This is a genomic window from Barrientosiimonas endolithica, from assembly GCF_030296655.1.
In the GTDB taxonomy this organism is placed as follows: domain Bacteria; phylum Actinomycetota; class Actinomycetes; order Actinomycetales; family Dermatophilaceae; genus Barrientosiimonas; species Barrientosiimonas humi.
Map to the genome: position 1 here is coordinate 2,422,969 of NZ_AP027735.1, position 13,556 is coordinate 2,436,524.

Below are 13,556 nucleotides of genomic sequence, written 5' to 3' on the forward strand. Positions count from 1 at the left end.
TCGGCGACTGTGACCGTGCCGGGGACGCCACACCCCGCAACAACCCCCGATATCGGCGACTGTGACCGTGCCGGGGACGCCACACCCCGCAACAACCCCCGATATCGGCGACTGTGACCGTGCAGGCCGCAGCTCTCGTCAGCGCTGGGGCGCCTGCGCGGCGTCGACGACCGAGCTGACGCCGGTGGCCTCGACCAGCGGCACCCCGGCGAGGAGCGGCTGGTCGCCGTCGCGACCCGACACCACCAGCGCGGCGCCCACCTCTCCGCCGCTCGGGCGCACCCAGACGGCGCGGGCGGTGCTCACGTCGAGGGTCGTCGCGCCGCCGGCGGGCACGGTGACCGACCGGGTCGAGAGCTTGCCCGCGGCGTCGACGGTGCCGAGCGTGACGCGGCGCTCCCCTCCGGCGCGCTGAGCACGAGCTCGGCCCGGCCCTGCGGCACCTGCGGGACCGCGACCCCGACCAGACCGCGCACGGGCGCCGCGGCGGGCAGCCACATCGAGTCGGTCGGCTTGCTGCGGTCGCTGACGCCGACCGAGTGCGACGCGGCGACGACGGGGGCGTCGGCGCGCAGGCGTACGGCATAACGCCCCGGCGCGAGCCCCGGCAGCCGGATCGTCGCCGCGCTGCCGCCGGGGACGGTCTGCACCACGTCGTCGTACGTCTGCGCACCCGACCCCAGGACGCTCACCCGGACCACGGCGTCCTCTGCGCCCGGCACCCCCACGCGCAGGCTCGCCGCGCCGTCGCGGGTCACGACCGTGGCCGGGACCAGCTGGTCGGTGGCCGGCGCCGCCGCGGCCGGCGTGACGTCGGAGCCGCGCGGCACGGCCCCTGCGAAGTCGGTCTCGACCAGCGCGGCCGACACCGTCCCGCGGTCTGCGGTGACCTTGACGACCGGGTCCTGGGCACGGTCGTCGATGCTGCCCAGCACCACGACCTCGCGCGACCGGGCGGGGACCACGACGTCCTGCGGGGCCGCGCCACCGAGCACGGACACCCGGGCGGTGACCGGGTTGGGCGCGGGGTTGGTGAGCACGAGCCGCTCGGAGCGCCCCTCGTCGGGGCTGCCGGCCAGCAGGTAGCTCTCGGCCGTCGGGGTGGTGCACGGGACCAGGCCGAGCCCCCGCACCGACTGCGCCCGGTCGAGCCCGACCTGGACGGCGGAGTAGCCGGTCACGACCGGCCCCTGCGCCATCAGATCGACGCCGCGCGGGCCGTCGAGCGCGACCGGGCTGGTGGCGCCGGGCCGGGTGGTCGCGCCGCGCAGGGCGGCGGCGCCGGGCACCGACAGCGCCTCGACCGAGCTCGCGCCGGGAGCTGACCGGTCGCCGGAACCCGTTGCGCCCGAACGGTTCTCATCGACGAGCTCGCTCGGTGCGGCCGCCGTGATGACGGTGACCGCCTGGTCGGCGTCGGGCAGCCCGGGGACGCCCGGGCGGTCGGGTCCGGGGCAGCTCAGCGCGACACGCGCGGTGGGTGCCGCCTCGGCGGAGGCGGCCGGGGCGTCGGACGCCTCGGCCAGGTCGACCGTGGGCAGGGTGCCGCCGGCGGCGACCACGAGCCCGGCGCCGGCGGCGGTCGCGGCGACGATGCGCGCCAGCCCGCCGCCCCTCATCCCCGCCTCCGCGAGCGGGCGTTGCCGAACGGCACCGCGAGGAAGGCCACGACCGCGAGGGCCGCGCCCTGCGCCCAGGACCATCGCGGGTAGGCCACCGCCGGGCCGACCTGCAGCTCGCCGCCGGTGGTGGGGAGGGCGTACGTCGGGACGTCGCCGGCGACCCGGCGCAGCGGCTCGCCGTCGAGGCTGACCTCAGCGAGCCGCGCCCAGTCGGGCGCCTCGGAGACGGCCAGCACGCGGCCCTGGGGTCCGGCCGGGATGCGCGCGGTCGTGCGCGCGTTGGGGTCGTCGGTGCCGACCGCGGACAGCACCTGCCCGTCGCGCTCGATGCGCAGCCGCGACATCGGCACGGTCTCGGGCCGCGGGAGCACGCGGAAGAGCGTGAGGTCTGAGCCGGCGGCCATCGGCGAGAGCCCCTCGACCACGGCGAGCTGGCGCGCGACGGTCGAGGAGTCGCCGGGGCCGGTGAGCCCGACGAACCCGACCGCAAGCCGGGACAGCTGGTCCTGCACCCCGCTGTCGCGCCCGGAGTCGGTGAGCAGCGCCCGCACGGTGCGGGCCACGAGCGGGTCGGAGCTGGCCGGCACGTCGAGGTCGCGCACCGGCCGCCCGGTCTCGCGCCCGTCGAGGCGGTAGGTCACGTCGCCGTCGCGCTCGACGGTGAGGGTCAGCATGCGGGTGGCGCGCTGCCCCTGCGCCTGGTTGGCGGCGACCGCCGGGACGGGCTCGGGCGCGGTCCGCAGGGTGCGGATCGGCCGGTCCCAGGCGACGGCGCCCACGACGACGACGGCCGCGACGATGCCCGTCACGAGCAGGGCGACCGAGGCGGCGCGCACCCCGGCGCCGCGCGGCCGGCGGCCGGCCCGGAAGGTGTCGCCGAAGGCGACGAGCGCCAGTCCGAGCAGCGCGGCACCGGCGAGGTCGAGCGGGAGGCCGGGCCAGGGAACGCGGGCCTGGCCGGCGAGGTCGGTGACCGTCACCTGCTGCGCGGCGAGGCCGGCGGCGAGCCCGAGCAGCGCGGTGAGCGCGAGACCGACGACCAGCCGGACGCGGCCGCGGGCGCGCGCACCGAGCGCGAGCAGCCCGACGGCGATCACGGGGGCGGTCCACCACGCCGGGTAGGAGCCGGCGCCGCCGGGGTGCAGCAGGGCCAGCTGCCACGGCTCGGGTGCCGCGGCCGAGGTGAGCCCGCCCGGACCGGCGAGCAGGGCGCGCGGGTCGTCGAGCAGGCGTACGCCCGTCCACGGCCCGAGCAGACCCCACGGGCCGACGGCGACGACGAGGCCGCGCAGCCGCGCCCAGCCGCTGCCGACGAGCACCACGCCGAGCGCGACGACGGCGGTGAGCGCGAGCAGCACGGGTGCGAAGGCGCCCATGACGGCGGCGGCCAGGACCGTCCCGAAGGTGCTCGGCACCCCCGCGCGGCGGCGCGCGACGCTGAGCGTGCCCGCGAGGACGACCGGCAGCAGCACGTGCCCGACGACGGGACCGAGCCGGCCCTCGGCGGTGGCGACGCTGACCGTGGCCAGGCCCGCCCACGCGAGACCGGCGGCGGCCCGCGGCCAGGCCGCCCGGGTCGCCGCGCGGCCGGCGAGATAGGCGCTCAGCCCCGACAGCGGCACGCCGAGCAGCAGCAGCCAGCCGACGACGGTGGCACCGGAGGTCGCGTCGTCGACCCAGGGCAGCAGCTCGGCCCCGCGGGCGAGCCCGGCCAGCACCGGCAGATAGGGGTGCTCGGTGCCCAGCTCGCCCAGGCCGGGGCCGGACCAGCGGTCACGCCACAGCCGCCAGATGCCCTCGGCGTCGGTGCTGAACGGCAGCAGCTGGCCGCCGGCGAAGCCCTGCGCGGTGCCGCGCAGCGCGCCCGACCCGACGTGGTCGCGCCAGCGCACCAGCGTGGCCGCGAGCAGCGTCACGAACAGCCACAGCCCGGGGTTGAGGACGATCCGGGCCGCGAGGCTGCGGCGCTGGCTGACGACCGACTCGTGCGCCGCGTCGGGGTCGTCGGGCGCCGGCGTGAGGGCGGCCCGCGTCTGGTCGAGCGCGTCACGGGCGGCGGCCCCCGCCGGGACGAAGAGGGCTCCGAGGTGCCGTCGGCGCGTACGTCCGCGGCCGCCGAAGCGCGAGCGCGCCCCGAGGATCCGGCCGACGCCGAGGGGTGCCGTCGCCTGGGCCAGCTCGGTGAGCGAGCGCCGCGGCCGCTTGAGCACGAGCATGAGCAGCGCGAGCAGCAGTCCGCTGAGGCCGACCCACAGCGCCATGAACGGCAGGGCGAGCGGGGAGCAACGGGCCAGGGCGACCTGGCGGTGCCGGCGCAGGGTGCGGGCGGAGCGGGGCGCGGGCTGATCGGCGTCGGTGCGGCCGGCGCGGCGCAGCGTACGGCCGGCCTCGGGGTCGTGGATCTCCTGGCGCACGACGGCCTGCGGGACCACGACGACCTGGTGGCCGAGCAGGTGGGTACGCCAGCACAGGTCGAGGCCGTCGCCCTCGCCGTCGAAGGCCGGGTCGAACCCGCCGAGGCCGAGGTAGACGTCGCGGCGGATCAGCATGCCGGCGCTGCTCACCGCGAGCACGTCGGAGCGGGTGTCGTGCTGGCCCTGGTCGGGCTCGCCCTGCATGTGCGTGCCGACGTGGCGGCCGGTGCGGGTCAGGTCGAGGCCGACGTTGACCAGCAGGTCGGGCTGCTGGGCCTGCACGACCTTGCAGCCCGCGACGCCGACGCGCTGCGAGCGGCCCGCGACCTGCAGCAGGGCGCGCAGCGAGCCGGGGGCGGGCTGGGAGTCCTCGTGCAGCAGCCAGAACCACTCGTCGCGGTCGCGCACCCGGGTCTCGCGCGCCCGCGCGCGCTGGCGGGGGCGGCGGGCGACGACGAGATCCTCGCCGGGGCCGGGCAGCGCCTCCACCGCGGTGTCGACGATCTCGGCGAACGGTGCGCCGGGCGGCACGGCCACGACCGAGACCTCGGGGTACTGCTCGCGCCACGGGGCGTGCGCCTGGTCGTCGACGAGGTCTCGCACCGCGCGGTCGGCGGTGGCGTCGACGACGACGAGCCGCTGCGGGCGCTGCTGGAGCTCGGCGAGCGCCGCGAGCGTGTGCTCGAGATAGGGGTTGTCGGGGTCCTGGACGACGAGCAGTGCCGTGACGGTCACGGCGGTACGGTCGGCGCCGGCCGCGGGTCGCAGGCCTCGGTCGTCAGGGGTCGCGTCCGGCTCGGCCGTCGCCATCGCCATCGGCTCTCACCTGCCAGGCACTCGTCGGGCATCATCCTCCGGCGATGCCCCGCCGGGGGTCAGGGGTGACGGCCGAGCCGTCAGACTGCGCGCTTCTTGAGCTTGCGACGCTCTCGCTCGGACAGGCCGCCCCAGATGCCGAAGCGCTCGTCGTGGGCGAGGGCATATTCCAGGCACTCGGCCCGGACCTCGCACCCGACGCACACCTTCTTGGCGTCACGGGTCGAGCCGCCCTTCTCGGGGAAGAACGCCTCGGGGTCGGTCTGCGCGCACAGGGCACGCTCCTGCCACGACAGCTCGCCATCCTCTTCGAGCGCATCGTCGTGCATGCTGAGCAACTTCAGCTCGTGCACGGCTCCTCCTCACGATCGCGCTGCGGGTGCTGCGAACTACAGCGCTGTTATTACACTGCCGTCGTTAGCAATTCGTCAAGCGCGGGGTTGCTGAGAGACTGCCGCCATGCACATCACTGCCCTCGCCGGAGGGGTCGGCGGCGCGCGCTTCCTGCGCGGCCTGCGCCGGCACCTCGACCAGCGCGACGACGGCCCGCACGAGCTCACGATCGTCGGCAACACCGGCGACGACATCTCCCTGTTCGGGCTGCGGGTCTGCCCCGACCTGGACACCTTGCTCTACACGCTCGGCGGCGGCGTGCACGAGGGGCAGGGCTGGGGCCGGGCCGACGAGTCGTTCGCGGTGCAGGACGAGCTGCAGGCCTACGGCGCGACGCCGCAGTGGTTCCGGCTCGGCGACCGCGACTTCGGCACCCACGTCGCGCGCAGCCAGTGGCTCGCGCAGGGGCAGACGCTGTCCCAGGTGACCGCGCGGCTGGCCGCGCGGTGGGGCCTGCCCGACCAGGGCGTACGCCTGCTGCCCATGACCGACGTCCCCGTCGAGACCCACGTGGTGATCGAGCGCGACGGGCAGGAGCAGGCGATCCACTTCCAGGAGTGGTGGGTGCGCCACCAGGCCGCGATCCCCGCGCGCCGGTTCGTCGTCGCGGGGCTGGACCGGGCGGCCGCGGCCCCCGGCGTGCTGGACGCGCTGCGGTCAGCCGACGTGGTGCTGCTGCCGCCGAGCAACCCGGTCGTGTCGATCGGCGTGATCCTCGGAGTGCCCGGCGTGCGCGACGCGCTGCGCGGCACCACCGCGCCGGTCGTCGGGGTCTCGCCGATCATCGGCGGCGCCCCGGTGCGCGGCCACGCCGACGCCTGCCTGGCCGTGCTCGACCTCGAGCCCAGCGCGGCGGCGGTCGCCGGGCTCTACGCCGACTTCCTCGACGGGTGGCTGGTCGACGACGCCGACGCCGACGACCCGCTCCCCGCGGAAGCCGCGCCACCAGCGCGCACATGCCGATCCTCATGCGCGACATCGACCACGCCGCCAAGATCGCGGGCGGCGCGCTCGACCTGGCGCTGGGGCTCGCTCGATGAGCGAACCGCTCACGATCCTGCCGGTGCGCGGGATCCCGCAGGTGCGCGCCGGGGACGACGTGGGCGCCCTCGTCGTGACGGCGCTGCGCGCGCAGGGCGAGCGGCTGCGCGACGGCGACCTGCTGGTCGTGACGAGCAAGCTGGTCTCCAAGGCCGACGACCTCGTGCCGACCACCGACGACCGCGCCGCGCTCGTGCTGGCCGAGTCCGACCGGGTCGTGAGCGAGCGCGCCACCTCGACCGGCACCACCCGGGTCGTCGCCGCGCTGGCCGGTCCGGTGATGGCCGGCGCCGGCATCGACGCGTCCAACACCGGGTCGAGCGACCTGCTGCTGCTCCCCCACGACCCCGACGCCGCCGCCGCGGGCTGCGCGCGGCGGTCGTGGGTGCCTGGGGCGAGCCGGTGCGCGTCGGCGTCGTGCTCAGCGACACGGCCGGGCGACCGTGGCGCGCGGGTCTCACCGACTTCGCCCTCGGCCTCGCCGGGGTGCGCGGGGTGGACGACCTGCGCGGGCGTACGGACTCCGAGGGTCGCGAGCTGGCCGTCACCGTGCGCTGCCTCGCCGACGAGGTCGCGGCCGCCGCCGACCTGGTGAAGGGCAAGCTCGACGGGGTGCCGGTCGCGCTGGTGCGCGGGCTCGACGGGCTCGTGGTCGACGGGCCGGGCACCCGCGCGCGCGAGCTGGTGCGCTCCGGCCCCGAGGACTGGTTCGCCCTCGGCCGCGCCGAGGCCGTGCGCGACGCGCTGGGCGTGCCGGCCGGGTCGCCGCTGTCGGAGTCGTGCGGCATCGAGTCGGTGCACCCCGAGCCGCTCGCCGACCGGATCGCCCGCGCCGTCCGCGTCGCGCTCGCCGACCCGGCGGTCCGGCGCGGGGGCGAGGCGGGCGTGGGCGCCACGAGCGACGGCGACCGGGTCGAGCTGCGCGCCGACGACCCGGTGCTGCTCGGCCGCGCCTGGGCCCGGGTGGAGGTCGCGCTCGCCGGGGAGCGCCTGGTCGGTGAGCGGCTGCCGGACGCGGACGGTCACGGGCTCGACGGTCACGGGGCCGACGGGGTGGTCCGGCTGCGGGTGCGCGAGCGCTGAGCCGCGCCGCCCCCGCAGATCGTGCGTGAACGTACGAAATGCGGCGGCCACCCCCGCAATCCCGGGCCGCGCCTCCTCAGATCGTGCGTGAACGTACGAAATGCAGCGGCCACCCCCGCCATCCCGGGCGACGCCCGCGCAGATCGTGCGTGAACGTACGAAATGCGGCGGCGGGGCCCGGTGCGCGCGGGGTCACTGCGGCAGGTGGGTGGGCAGGGTGATCCGCGGCCCGCGGCGCGGCGCCCCCACACCCGCCGTCTCCAGGAGTCGCTGGACGCGGAACCGGTGCCCGGCGTACGGCCGGAGCAGCTCGAGCATGCGCGCGTCGTCACCGACGACGCCCTCGAGGGCATGCGTGACGTGCTTGGCGACGTGGTAGTCGCCGACGCTCACGGCATCGGCGTCGCCGAGGGCGCGCTGGGCGATCTCGGCCGCGGTCCAGACGCCGATGCCGGGGACCAGGCGCAGCCGCCGGCGGGCGTCGGCCGGGGCGAGGCCGGTGATCTCCGCGAGGCGCGGGGCGACCGCGAGCGCGCGCATCACCGTGTCGGCCCGCTGCGCGTCGACGCCGGCGCGCAGCCACACCCACGAGGGCACCCGGCGCCACTGCGCGACCGTGGGCTGCACGAGCAGGCCGAGGTCCGCGCCGGGTCCGGGGCCGGTTCGCCGTAGCCGCGCACCAGCCGGCGGTAGGCCTGGAACGCCTGCCGGCCCGTGACCCGCTGCTCGACGACGACCGGCACCAGCTCGGAGACGACCAGGCCCGAGCGCGGCACCCGCCAGTGCGGCCGCTCGCGGTGCACCCGGCGCAGCACCGGATGCTCCGGCGCGGGCACGAACCCGCTGGGGTCGTCGCGGTCGCCGAGCAGCTCGGGGACCTGCGCGACCGCCCACCGCGCGCCGGGACCCCAGGCCGCCGCCTCGACCACGTCGCCGTCGGCGGCGCGCCGCACGTCCAGCCGCAGGGTCGCGGGGCCCTCGGGCGTGCGCTGCCCGAGCCAGGTGCTGCCGTCGACGCTGCGGAACGTCGGGTCGCCGGCGCCGTGCCGCAGCGGACCGATGATGGCCAGGAGCGGGACCGGCCGGCCCGGAGCGTACGTCGTGCGCTCGTCGGGCGCTGCGCTCACCGGCGGCGGAAGGTCAGCAGCACCAGGCCGATCGGTCGGTCGCGGTGCTGCGCCTGCGCGCGGGTCGCCCGGGCCACGTCGTCGATGTCGAGCTCGCCCACGAGCGCGAGGCCCTGCTCGCCGGCGCGAGCCACCAGGGCGCGGACGTCGGCCACCCCGAAACCGCCGGTCTCGACCGGGCCGAGCTGCAGCGAGACCACGACCAGGCCGCCGTTCCGGACCGCGAGGCTGGAGCGCACGAGCTCCAGGTCGACGTCGTCGGGGGTGGTGCTGCGCGGGTGGAGCAGCGCCACGAGGTCGACGCTGCCAGGGTCGAGCCGGTCGCCGACCACGTCGGGGCGGGTCACGTCGAGGTGCAGCGGGGCGAAGCCCGCGGCGGTGGCCCACCGGCTGAACACCGAGCGGGACCCGGCGCCGGCCTCGATGACCACGGCGCGGCGGCGTCCGTCGTCGGCCACGCGCAGCAGCGCGGCCAGCGCCCCGAGCGCGACCCACGAGGCGGCGCCGTCGAGCGCGCGCGGCAGCCCGATCGCTCGCGCGGTGGCCCGGGCCGCGCGGGCCTGGGCGCCGTCGACGAGCACGCCGGTGGGTTGGACGCCGCGCAGGTCGGCGGCGCTCAGCTGCACCTCGTCGTGACCGCCCGGCAGCCGGCCTGCGGTCGTGCGGGCCGCGTCGACCGCTCGCCCGACCACGCGCTGCACGGCGGGGCGCTCGACCAGCCGGCGCACCTCGTCACCCGCCACCTCGGCGGCGCGCGACACCTTCGAGACCTGTTGCCCGGACGACCTCGCCGATCGACCGCGCCTGGGGGTACTGCTCACACCACGACACTACGTGGTGAACCGGGGCGCGACGATCAGGACGCCCAGGTCGCACAGGTACGTCGCGGCGACTACGGCTGCAGCCGCTCGTGGACGGCGTCGTCGGGGACGACGGGTCCGAGGAACTGGTCCAGCAGCGACGTCTGCTGGCTGCTGAGGTTCGTGTCGAGGTCGGGCCGCCCGGGCACGCCCACCCGCACCGCGGGCACGCCGTGCACCGCGGCCAGGTTGAGCATGGCGGTGCTGGGTCCGCCGATCAGCCCCCGGCGTACGCCACCGTCGGGTCGAGCTCGGCCGGTCCGGCACTGGGGAGCTCACCGACGTGGCGGTAGCGCCCCGGACGTTCGCTGGGGTGCGGTCGCACCAGCAGCTCGCTGCCGGCCTTGTCGACCTCGCCGGCGAGCCGCTCGACGTGGTCGAGGTAGACGGCTTCGCTGACGACGCCCAGCTCGATCCAGGGCTGGCTGAGCAGCACGACGCGTCGGCGAGCGACGAGCGCGTCGGACCGCAGCGGAAGGTGCCGCCGGAACTCCTCGGCGACCGGTCCGACGACGCGCCACTGCTCGCCGACCTGCTGGTACATCGGCCAGCGACGCGTGGTGAGCCAGCGGGCGCCGGCGGTGACGGCGGTGGTGCGCACGGACCGCCACGGCTCGCGCACACCCTCGCGCAGCCACGCCTCGCGGCGGGTGCGCCAGGTGCCGTAGGAGCCGAGCCCCTCGTCGGTGACGACGACGTGCATCGCGCGGCCGCGGTTGGCCCGGCGCAGCTGGGCCCACGGCTTGAGGCCGGGCACGCCGATCGAGACGTACGTCAGCTCCTGGTCGGCGGGGGCGGTCCAGCCCTCGCCGTTGATGACCTCGACCTGCAGGCCCGGCTCGTCGGGCAGCAGCGCGCGCAGGTCGGGTCGGGTGACGTCGACCTGCCCGCGGCCGGGGTAGGCCACGGTGATCGGCTGCCCGTCGGTGAGCAGGTGCCGCAGGTAGGACGCGACGTAGACCAGGTGCGTCTCGCTGGAGGCCCCGGTGACGACGACGTAGTGGCCCGCCACTCAGATCACCGGGGGCCGACCGGCCCGGGACAGCTCGCGCACCGTGCGCCAGGAGATGGGCCGGCGCGGGCCTGCCGGCTCGCGCACGCCCTCGGCGAACCCGCGGAACCACACGCGCAGCGCGTCCTTGTCGCGCACCCGGGCGAGGGTGAGCGCGGTCCAGGTGCCGAGGTAGACCGGGACGAGCGGTACCGGCAGGTTGCGGCGCGCGACCCACACCCGGTTGCGGGCGTTGGTGCGGTAGTAGATCTCGTGCCGGGCGGCCTCGGTGTAGGGGTGGTGCACCTGGATGCCCGGGTCGTACCACAGCGTCCAGCCGTGCTCGACCAGCTGCCAGGCGAGCTCGATGCCCTCGTGCCCGAAGAAGAACTGCCCCGGCCAGCCGCCGGCCTCGCGGAACGCGTCGCGGCGCACGAGCACCACGCCCTCGGAGAACGAGGCGACCTGCCCGCCCTGGTCCTCGCCGGGCCGCACCCGCAGCCGCGGCACCCACCGGCGCGGGGCGGCGCCGGTCTCGGGGTCGGTGAGGCCGGGCTGGCACAGCGCGGCGCGCGGCCGGGTGCGCACGACCTCGACGAGCCGGGCGAGCACGTCGTCGCGCGGGATGGTCGCGTCGTCGTCGAAGAAGAACAGGTAGTCGCCGTGCACCTCGCGGGCGCCGACGTTGCGGCCCTCGGGGATGCCGACGTTGGTCGGCAGGTAGGTCGAGCGGACTCCTCCGGCAGCCCGGTCGGACGCCAGCCGTTGCCCACGACGACGACGTCGAGCCGGACGCCGCGCTGGCGCAGCAGGTCGCGCAGCGCGGTCGCGAGCTCGCGCGGGCGGTCGCCCATGTGCAGCACGACCGCCCCGACACTGGGCAGGGGGTCAGAGCCGGGCACCGGCCTAGGCTATCGGCGTGGCAGAGCAGACCCCGACGACCATGGCTATGGATGTCCTGTGCGAGCTGCTGGAGCGGGTGCTGCCGGCCGACGGCCCGGTGCTGCTGCTGGGCCCGCGGGCCGCGCAGCTGGCGGCCTCGCCGGCCGGTCCGCTCGCCTCGCGGGAGGTGCTGCGCCGCGGGCGGCAAGACGTGTCGCGCCCGGGCGCGTCGCACCCTGGCGCGTCGCACGAGGACGCCCCGGCCGATGCCGCGGTCGCGTGGAGCCCGACCGGACCCGCGAGCACCGAGCCGCTGCTGACCCAGGACCCGCCGCGCGGCACGGCCGCCGCCTGCGTCGTGCTCGACGGCCCCGAGACCGCGCTCACCCCCGACGACGAGCCGCTCACCCATGCCGGCCTGCTCGACCTGGCGCGCGCCACGCTGCGCCCCGGCGGCGTGCTCGTGGCCCTGGTCGGCAACGACCTCACCAGCCCGCTGCCGCGCAGCCCGCGCCGCGACGTGGACGCCGACTGGTGGGTCGGCAGCCCCGGGTTCGACCGCCGCCGCCCGCACGCCGGCGAGCTGGCCGCCCTCGCGCCCGGCGCCCGCGTGCTGTCCGTGCTGCCCACCCTCCCCAGCCCGTACGTCCTCGCCGGCCCCGCGGTCCCGCCGGCGCAGCTCGAGGCGGCTCTCGCGACGCTGCCGCGCGAGGTGGTCGGGGTGGCGGCTGCCCGCCGCGCGGTCGAGGCCGACGCGCTCCCCCAGCTCGCCGCGGGCTGGGTGGTTGTCGAGGGCCCGGTCGAGGAGGCGGCGCTGCCGGACGACGTGCTGCTCGTGGGCGACGCCCGACCGGCCGGCCCCGGCACCGCCCGGACCGACCTCGCCCAGACCGACCTCGACCAGACCGACCTCGCCCAGGCCGACCTCGACCAGACCGACCTCGACCAGAACGCCCTCGCACGGCCCGACGTGGACCGCGAAGGACCGGCCGCCGAGACGCACCGGCTGCGCGACGACCTGGCCGACCGTGACCGGCAGGTGCGCTGGCTGCAGGAGCGCTACGCCCAGCAGGAGCGCCGCATCCGGGCGCTGGAGCAGGTGGTCGACGCGACCGAGGGCCCGTTCGCCCGGCGGATGCTGCTGGTGCTCACCGCTCCGGCGTCGCGGCTGACCGAGGCGGTGCGTGCACGCCGACGGTGAGGATCAGGCCGTGCATGGCCCAGCTGTGCAGGGCCACCGGTTCGTGCTCGCCGAGGTCGGCGAGTCCGAGCCCGAACTCCTTGAGCCGCAACAGGATCGGGACGTCGAGCAGCTTGGCCATCACCTCGGCCTGGGTCCAGGCGACGAGGGTCTGCGCCTGGCCGGTGCCGACGGGCAGACCCGCGCGACGGCGTACCAGGTCGGACAGCTGCTGCCCCTCGAGCTCGGCGTCGACCGCGACCGACCAGCCCGGCGGCGGCGTGACGTCCCACGCGACGACCCGACCGTCGGCGAGGTAGGAGCGCGGCAGCCGGGGGTGGGTGTCGCGGAACCCCTGGCCGACGAGCACGGCCGGCGCCGCGAGCGCGCTCGCGAGCTCGCCGGGGATCTCCCCGGCGCAGCGACGCGAGCTCGCGGGTCAGATCGACCCGCCCCCGTCGATGACGATCGCCTGGCCGTTGAGGTTGGTGTCGTCGAACAGCAGCCCGCGCACGACGGGCGCGATGTTGGCGGGCGTGACCAGGCGGCCCGACGGGGTGCGGCGGCTGATCGTCGACAGCTGCTCGGTGCCGAGCACCGAGCTCATCTCGGAGGCGAAGAAGCCGGGCGCGACCGAGTTGACGAGGAAGCGGCCGTGCATCTCGCGGGCCAGCGTGCGCATGGCCGCGTCGAGCCCGCCCTTGGTGGCGGAGTAGGCGACCAGGCCGGAGTAGCCGCGCTGGGCGCAGATCGAGGTCACCATGACGATCCGGCCCCGGCCGACCTTGGCCATCGCGTGCCGGATGAACGCGCGGGTGAGGATCAGCGGCGCGGTGAGGTTGGTCTGCACGATCTGGGCGATGCGCTCGGGCGAGGTGTGCAGGTGCAGCGAGTCCTGCCCGATGGCCGCGTTGTTGACCAGCGCGTCGATCGGCCCGAGCTTCGCGGCGGCGTCCTTGAGGAACGCCTTGCCGCCGGCCTCGTCGTTGATGTCCAGCGGCGCGGCGTAGACCTGGTCGGGCAGCTCGCGCTGCAGCTGCTCGATCTCGGGGTCAGCGAGCGCGAGAACGTCGCGACCTTCGCGCCCTGGGCCAGGGTGTCGCGCACCAGCTCCAGGCCGAGGCCCTTGGTGCCCCCGGTGATGAGC

Annotated in this window: 14 protein-coding genes and 2 pseudogenes; 4 read left to right on the plus strand and 12 right to left on the minus strand. The window is 76.7% G+C overall.

All coding sequences use genetic code 11. The features are described 5' to 3' along the window. Positions 1-138: 138 nt before the first annotated feature. The 4 genes from QUE40_RS12265 to QUE40_RS12280 all read right to left on the minus strand — a co-directional run bounded on the left by QUE40_RS12265 (position 139) and on the right by QUE40_RS12280 (position 5,181). The gene (locus QUE40_RS12265) at positions 139-306 is read right to left on the minus strand and encodes a hypothetical protein (protein ID WP_289231139.1); all 168 of its coding nucleotides are present in this window, start codon (positions 304-306) and stop codon (positions 139-141) included. After that, positions 303-1,619, minus strand: a complete 1,317-nt coding sequence (locus tag QUE40_RS12270) for a DUF5719 family protein (protein ID WP_289231140.1) — start codon at positions 1,617-1,619, stop codon at positions 303-305. Before QUE40_RS12270 ends, QUE40_RS12265 begins: the two co-directional genes overlap by 4 nt. Next, the gene (locus QUE40_RS12275; protein ID WP_289231141.1) at positions 1,616-4,771 is read right to left on the minus strand and encodes a glycosyltransferase family 2 protein; all 3,156 of its coding nucleotides are present in this window, start codon (positions 4,769-4,771) and stop codon (positions 1,616-1,618) included. Before QUE40_RS12275 ends, QUE40_RS12270 begins: the two co-directional genes overlap by 4 nt. Positions 4,772-4,932: 161 nt before the next feature. Beyond that, positions 4,933-5,181, minus strand: a complete 249-nt coding sequence (locus tag QUE40_RS12280) for a WhiB family transcriptional regulator (protein ID WP_142007552.1) — start codon at positions 5,179-5,181, stop codon at positions 4,933-4,935. A gap of 130 nt (positions 5,182-5,311) precedes the next feature. Between QUE40_RS12280 and cofD the strand changes: the two are divergent. From cofD to QUE40_RS19290, 3 genes and pseudogenes are all read left to right on the plus strand, one after another. Further along, a pseudogene (cofD, locus tag QUE40_RS12285) lies at positions 5,312-6,106 on the plus strand (2-phospho-L-lactate transferase); the annotation flags it as partial. 29 nt (positions 6,107-6,135) lie between these two features. Next, a complete protein-coding gene (locus tag QUE40_RS19285; RefSeq protein ID WP_350226962.1) occupies positions 6,136-6,285 on the plus strand; it encodes a hypothetical protein in 150 nt (49 codons plus the stop codon). After that, positions 6,282-7,369, plus strand: a pseudogene (locus tag QUE40_RS19290) (coenzyme F420-0:L-glutamate ligase). The gene QUE40_RS19285 and the pseudogene QUE40_RS19290 overlap by 4 nt, the downstream one beginning before the upstream one ends. Before the next feature lie 192 nt (positions 7,370-7,561). Here the strand turns inward: QUE40_RS19290 and QUE40_RS12300 are convergent. The 6 genes from QUE40_RS12300 to QUE40_RS12325 all read right to left on the minus strand — a co-directional run bounded on the left by QUE40_RS12300 (position 7,562) and on the right by QUE40_RS12325 (position 11,109). Further along, on the minus strand, positions 7,562-7,954 hold the full coding sequence (locus QUE40_RS12300; RefSeq protein WP_289231143.1) for a DNA glycosylase family protein: 393 nt from the start codon (positions 7,952-7,954) through the stop codon (positions 7,562-7,564). Continuing rightward, entirely contained in the window at positions 7,909-8,496 is a 588-nt protein-coding gene (locus tag QUE40_RS12305; protein ID WP_289231144.1) for a DNA glycosylase family protein, read from the minus strand. The genes QUE40_RS12300 and QUE40_RS12305 overlap by 46 nt, the downstream gene beginning before the upstream one ends. Then, positions 8,493-9,257: a hypothetical protein gene (locus tag QUE40_RS12310; protein WP_142005891.1), complete on the minus strand. Its 765-nt coding sequence runs from the start codon at positions 9,255-9,257 to the stop codon at positions 8,493-8,495. Before QUE40_RS12310 ends, QUE40_RS12305 begins: the two co-directional genes overlap by 4 nt. Positions 9,258-9,388: 131 nt before the next feature. After that, entirely contained in the window at positions 9,389-9,553 is a 165-nt protein-coding gene (locus QUE40_RS12315; RefSeq protein WP_289231145.1) for a hypothetical protein, read from the minus strand. Between the two features lie 20 nt (positions 9,554-9,573). Beyond that, positions 9,574-10,368, minus strand: coding sequence for a hypothetical protein (locus QUE40_RS12320; protein WP_289231146.1), 795 nt, complete (start codon positions 10,366-10,368; stop codon positions 9,574-9,576). Then, complete coding sequence (locus QUE40_RS12325) at positions 10,369-11,109, minus strand: glycosyltransferase family 2 protein (protein ID WP_350227156.1); 741 nt, start codon at positions 11,107-11,109, stop codon at positions 10,369-10,371. Between the two features lie 157 nt (positions 11,110-11,266). Here QUE40_RS12325 and QUE40_RS12330 point away from each other — a divergent pair, with 157 nt between their 5' ends. Next, entirely contained in the window at positions 11,267-12,430 is a 1,164-nt protein-coding gene (locus tag QUE40_RS12330; protein WP_289231147.1) for a hypothetical protein, read from the plus strand. On the opposite strand, the gene QUE40_RS12335 is transcribed toward QUE40_RS12330, so the two are convergent. Both QUE40_RS12335 and QUE40_RS12340 read right to left on the minus strand, forming a co-directional pair. Continuing rightward, positions 12,378-12,779, minus strand: coding sequence for a hypothetical protein (locus QUE40_RS12335; protein WP_142005894.1), 402 nt, complete (start codon positions 12,777-12,779; stop codon positions 12,378-12,380). The two genes, QUE40_RS12330 and QUE40_RS12335, sit on opposite strands and share 53 nt — an antisense overlap. 69 nt (positions 12,780-12,848) lie before the next feature. After that, positions 12,849-13,454 carry an SDR family NAD(P)-dependent oxidoreductase gene (locus QUE40_RS12340; protein WP_350227157.1) on the minus strand — a complete coding sequence of 202 codons (606 nt, stop codon included), beginning with the start codon at positions 13,452-13,454 and terminating at the stop codon, positions 12,849-12,851. Positions 13,455-13,556 lie beyond the last annotated feature (102 nt).

Bases quoted from the DNA above. Each gene is read 5' to 3' on its own strand.
- QUE40_RS12315 (WP_289231145.1), bottom strand. From the start codon at position 9,553: ATGCTCAACCTGGCCGCGGTGCACGGCGTGCCCGCGGTGCGGGTGGGC.
- QUE40_RS12270 (WP_289231140.1), bottom strand. From the start codon at position 1,619: ATGAGGGGCGGCGGGCTGGCGCGCATCGTCGCCGCGACCGCCGCCGGC.
- QUE40_RS12280 (WP_142007552.1), bottom strand. From the start codon at position 5,181: ATGCACGACGATGCGCTCGAAGAGGATGGCGAGCTGTCGTGGCAGGAG.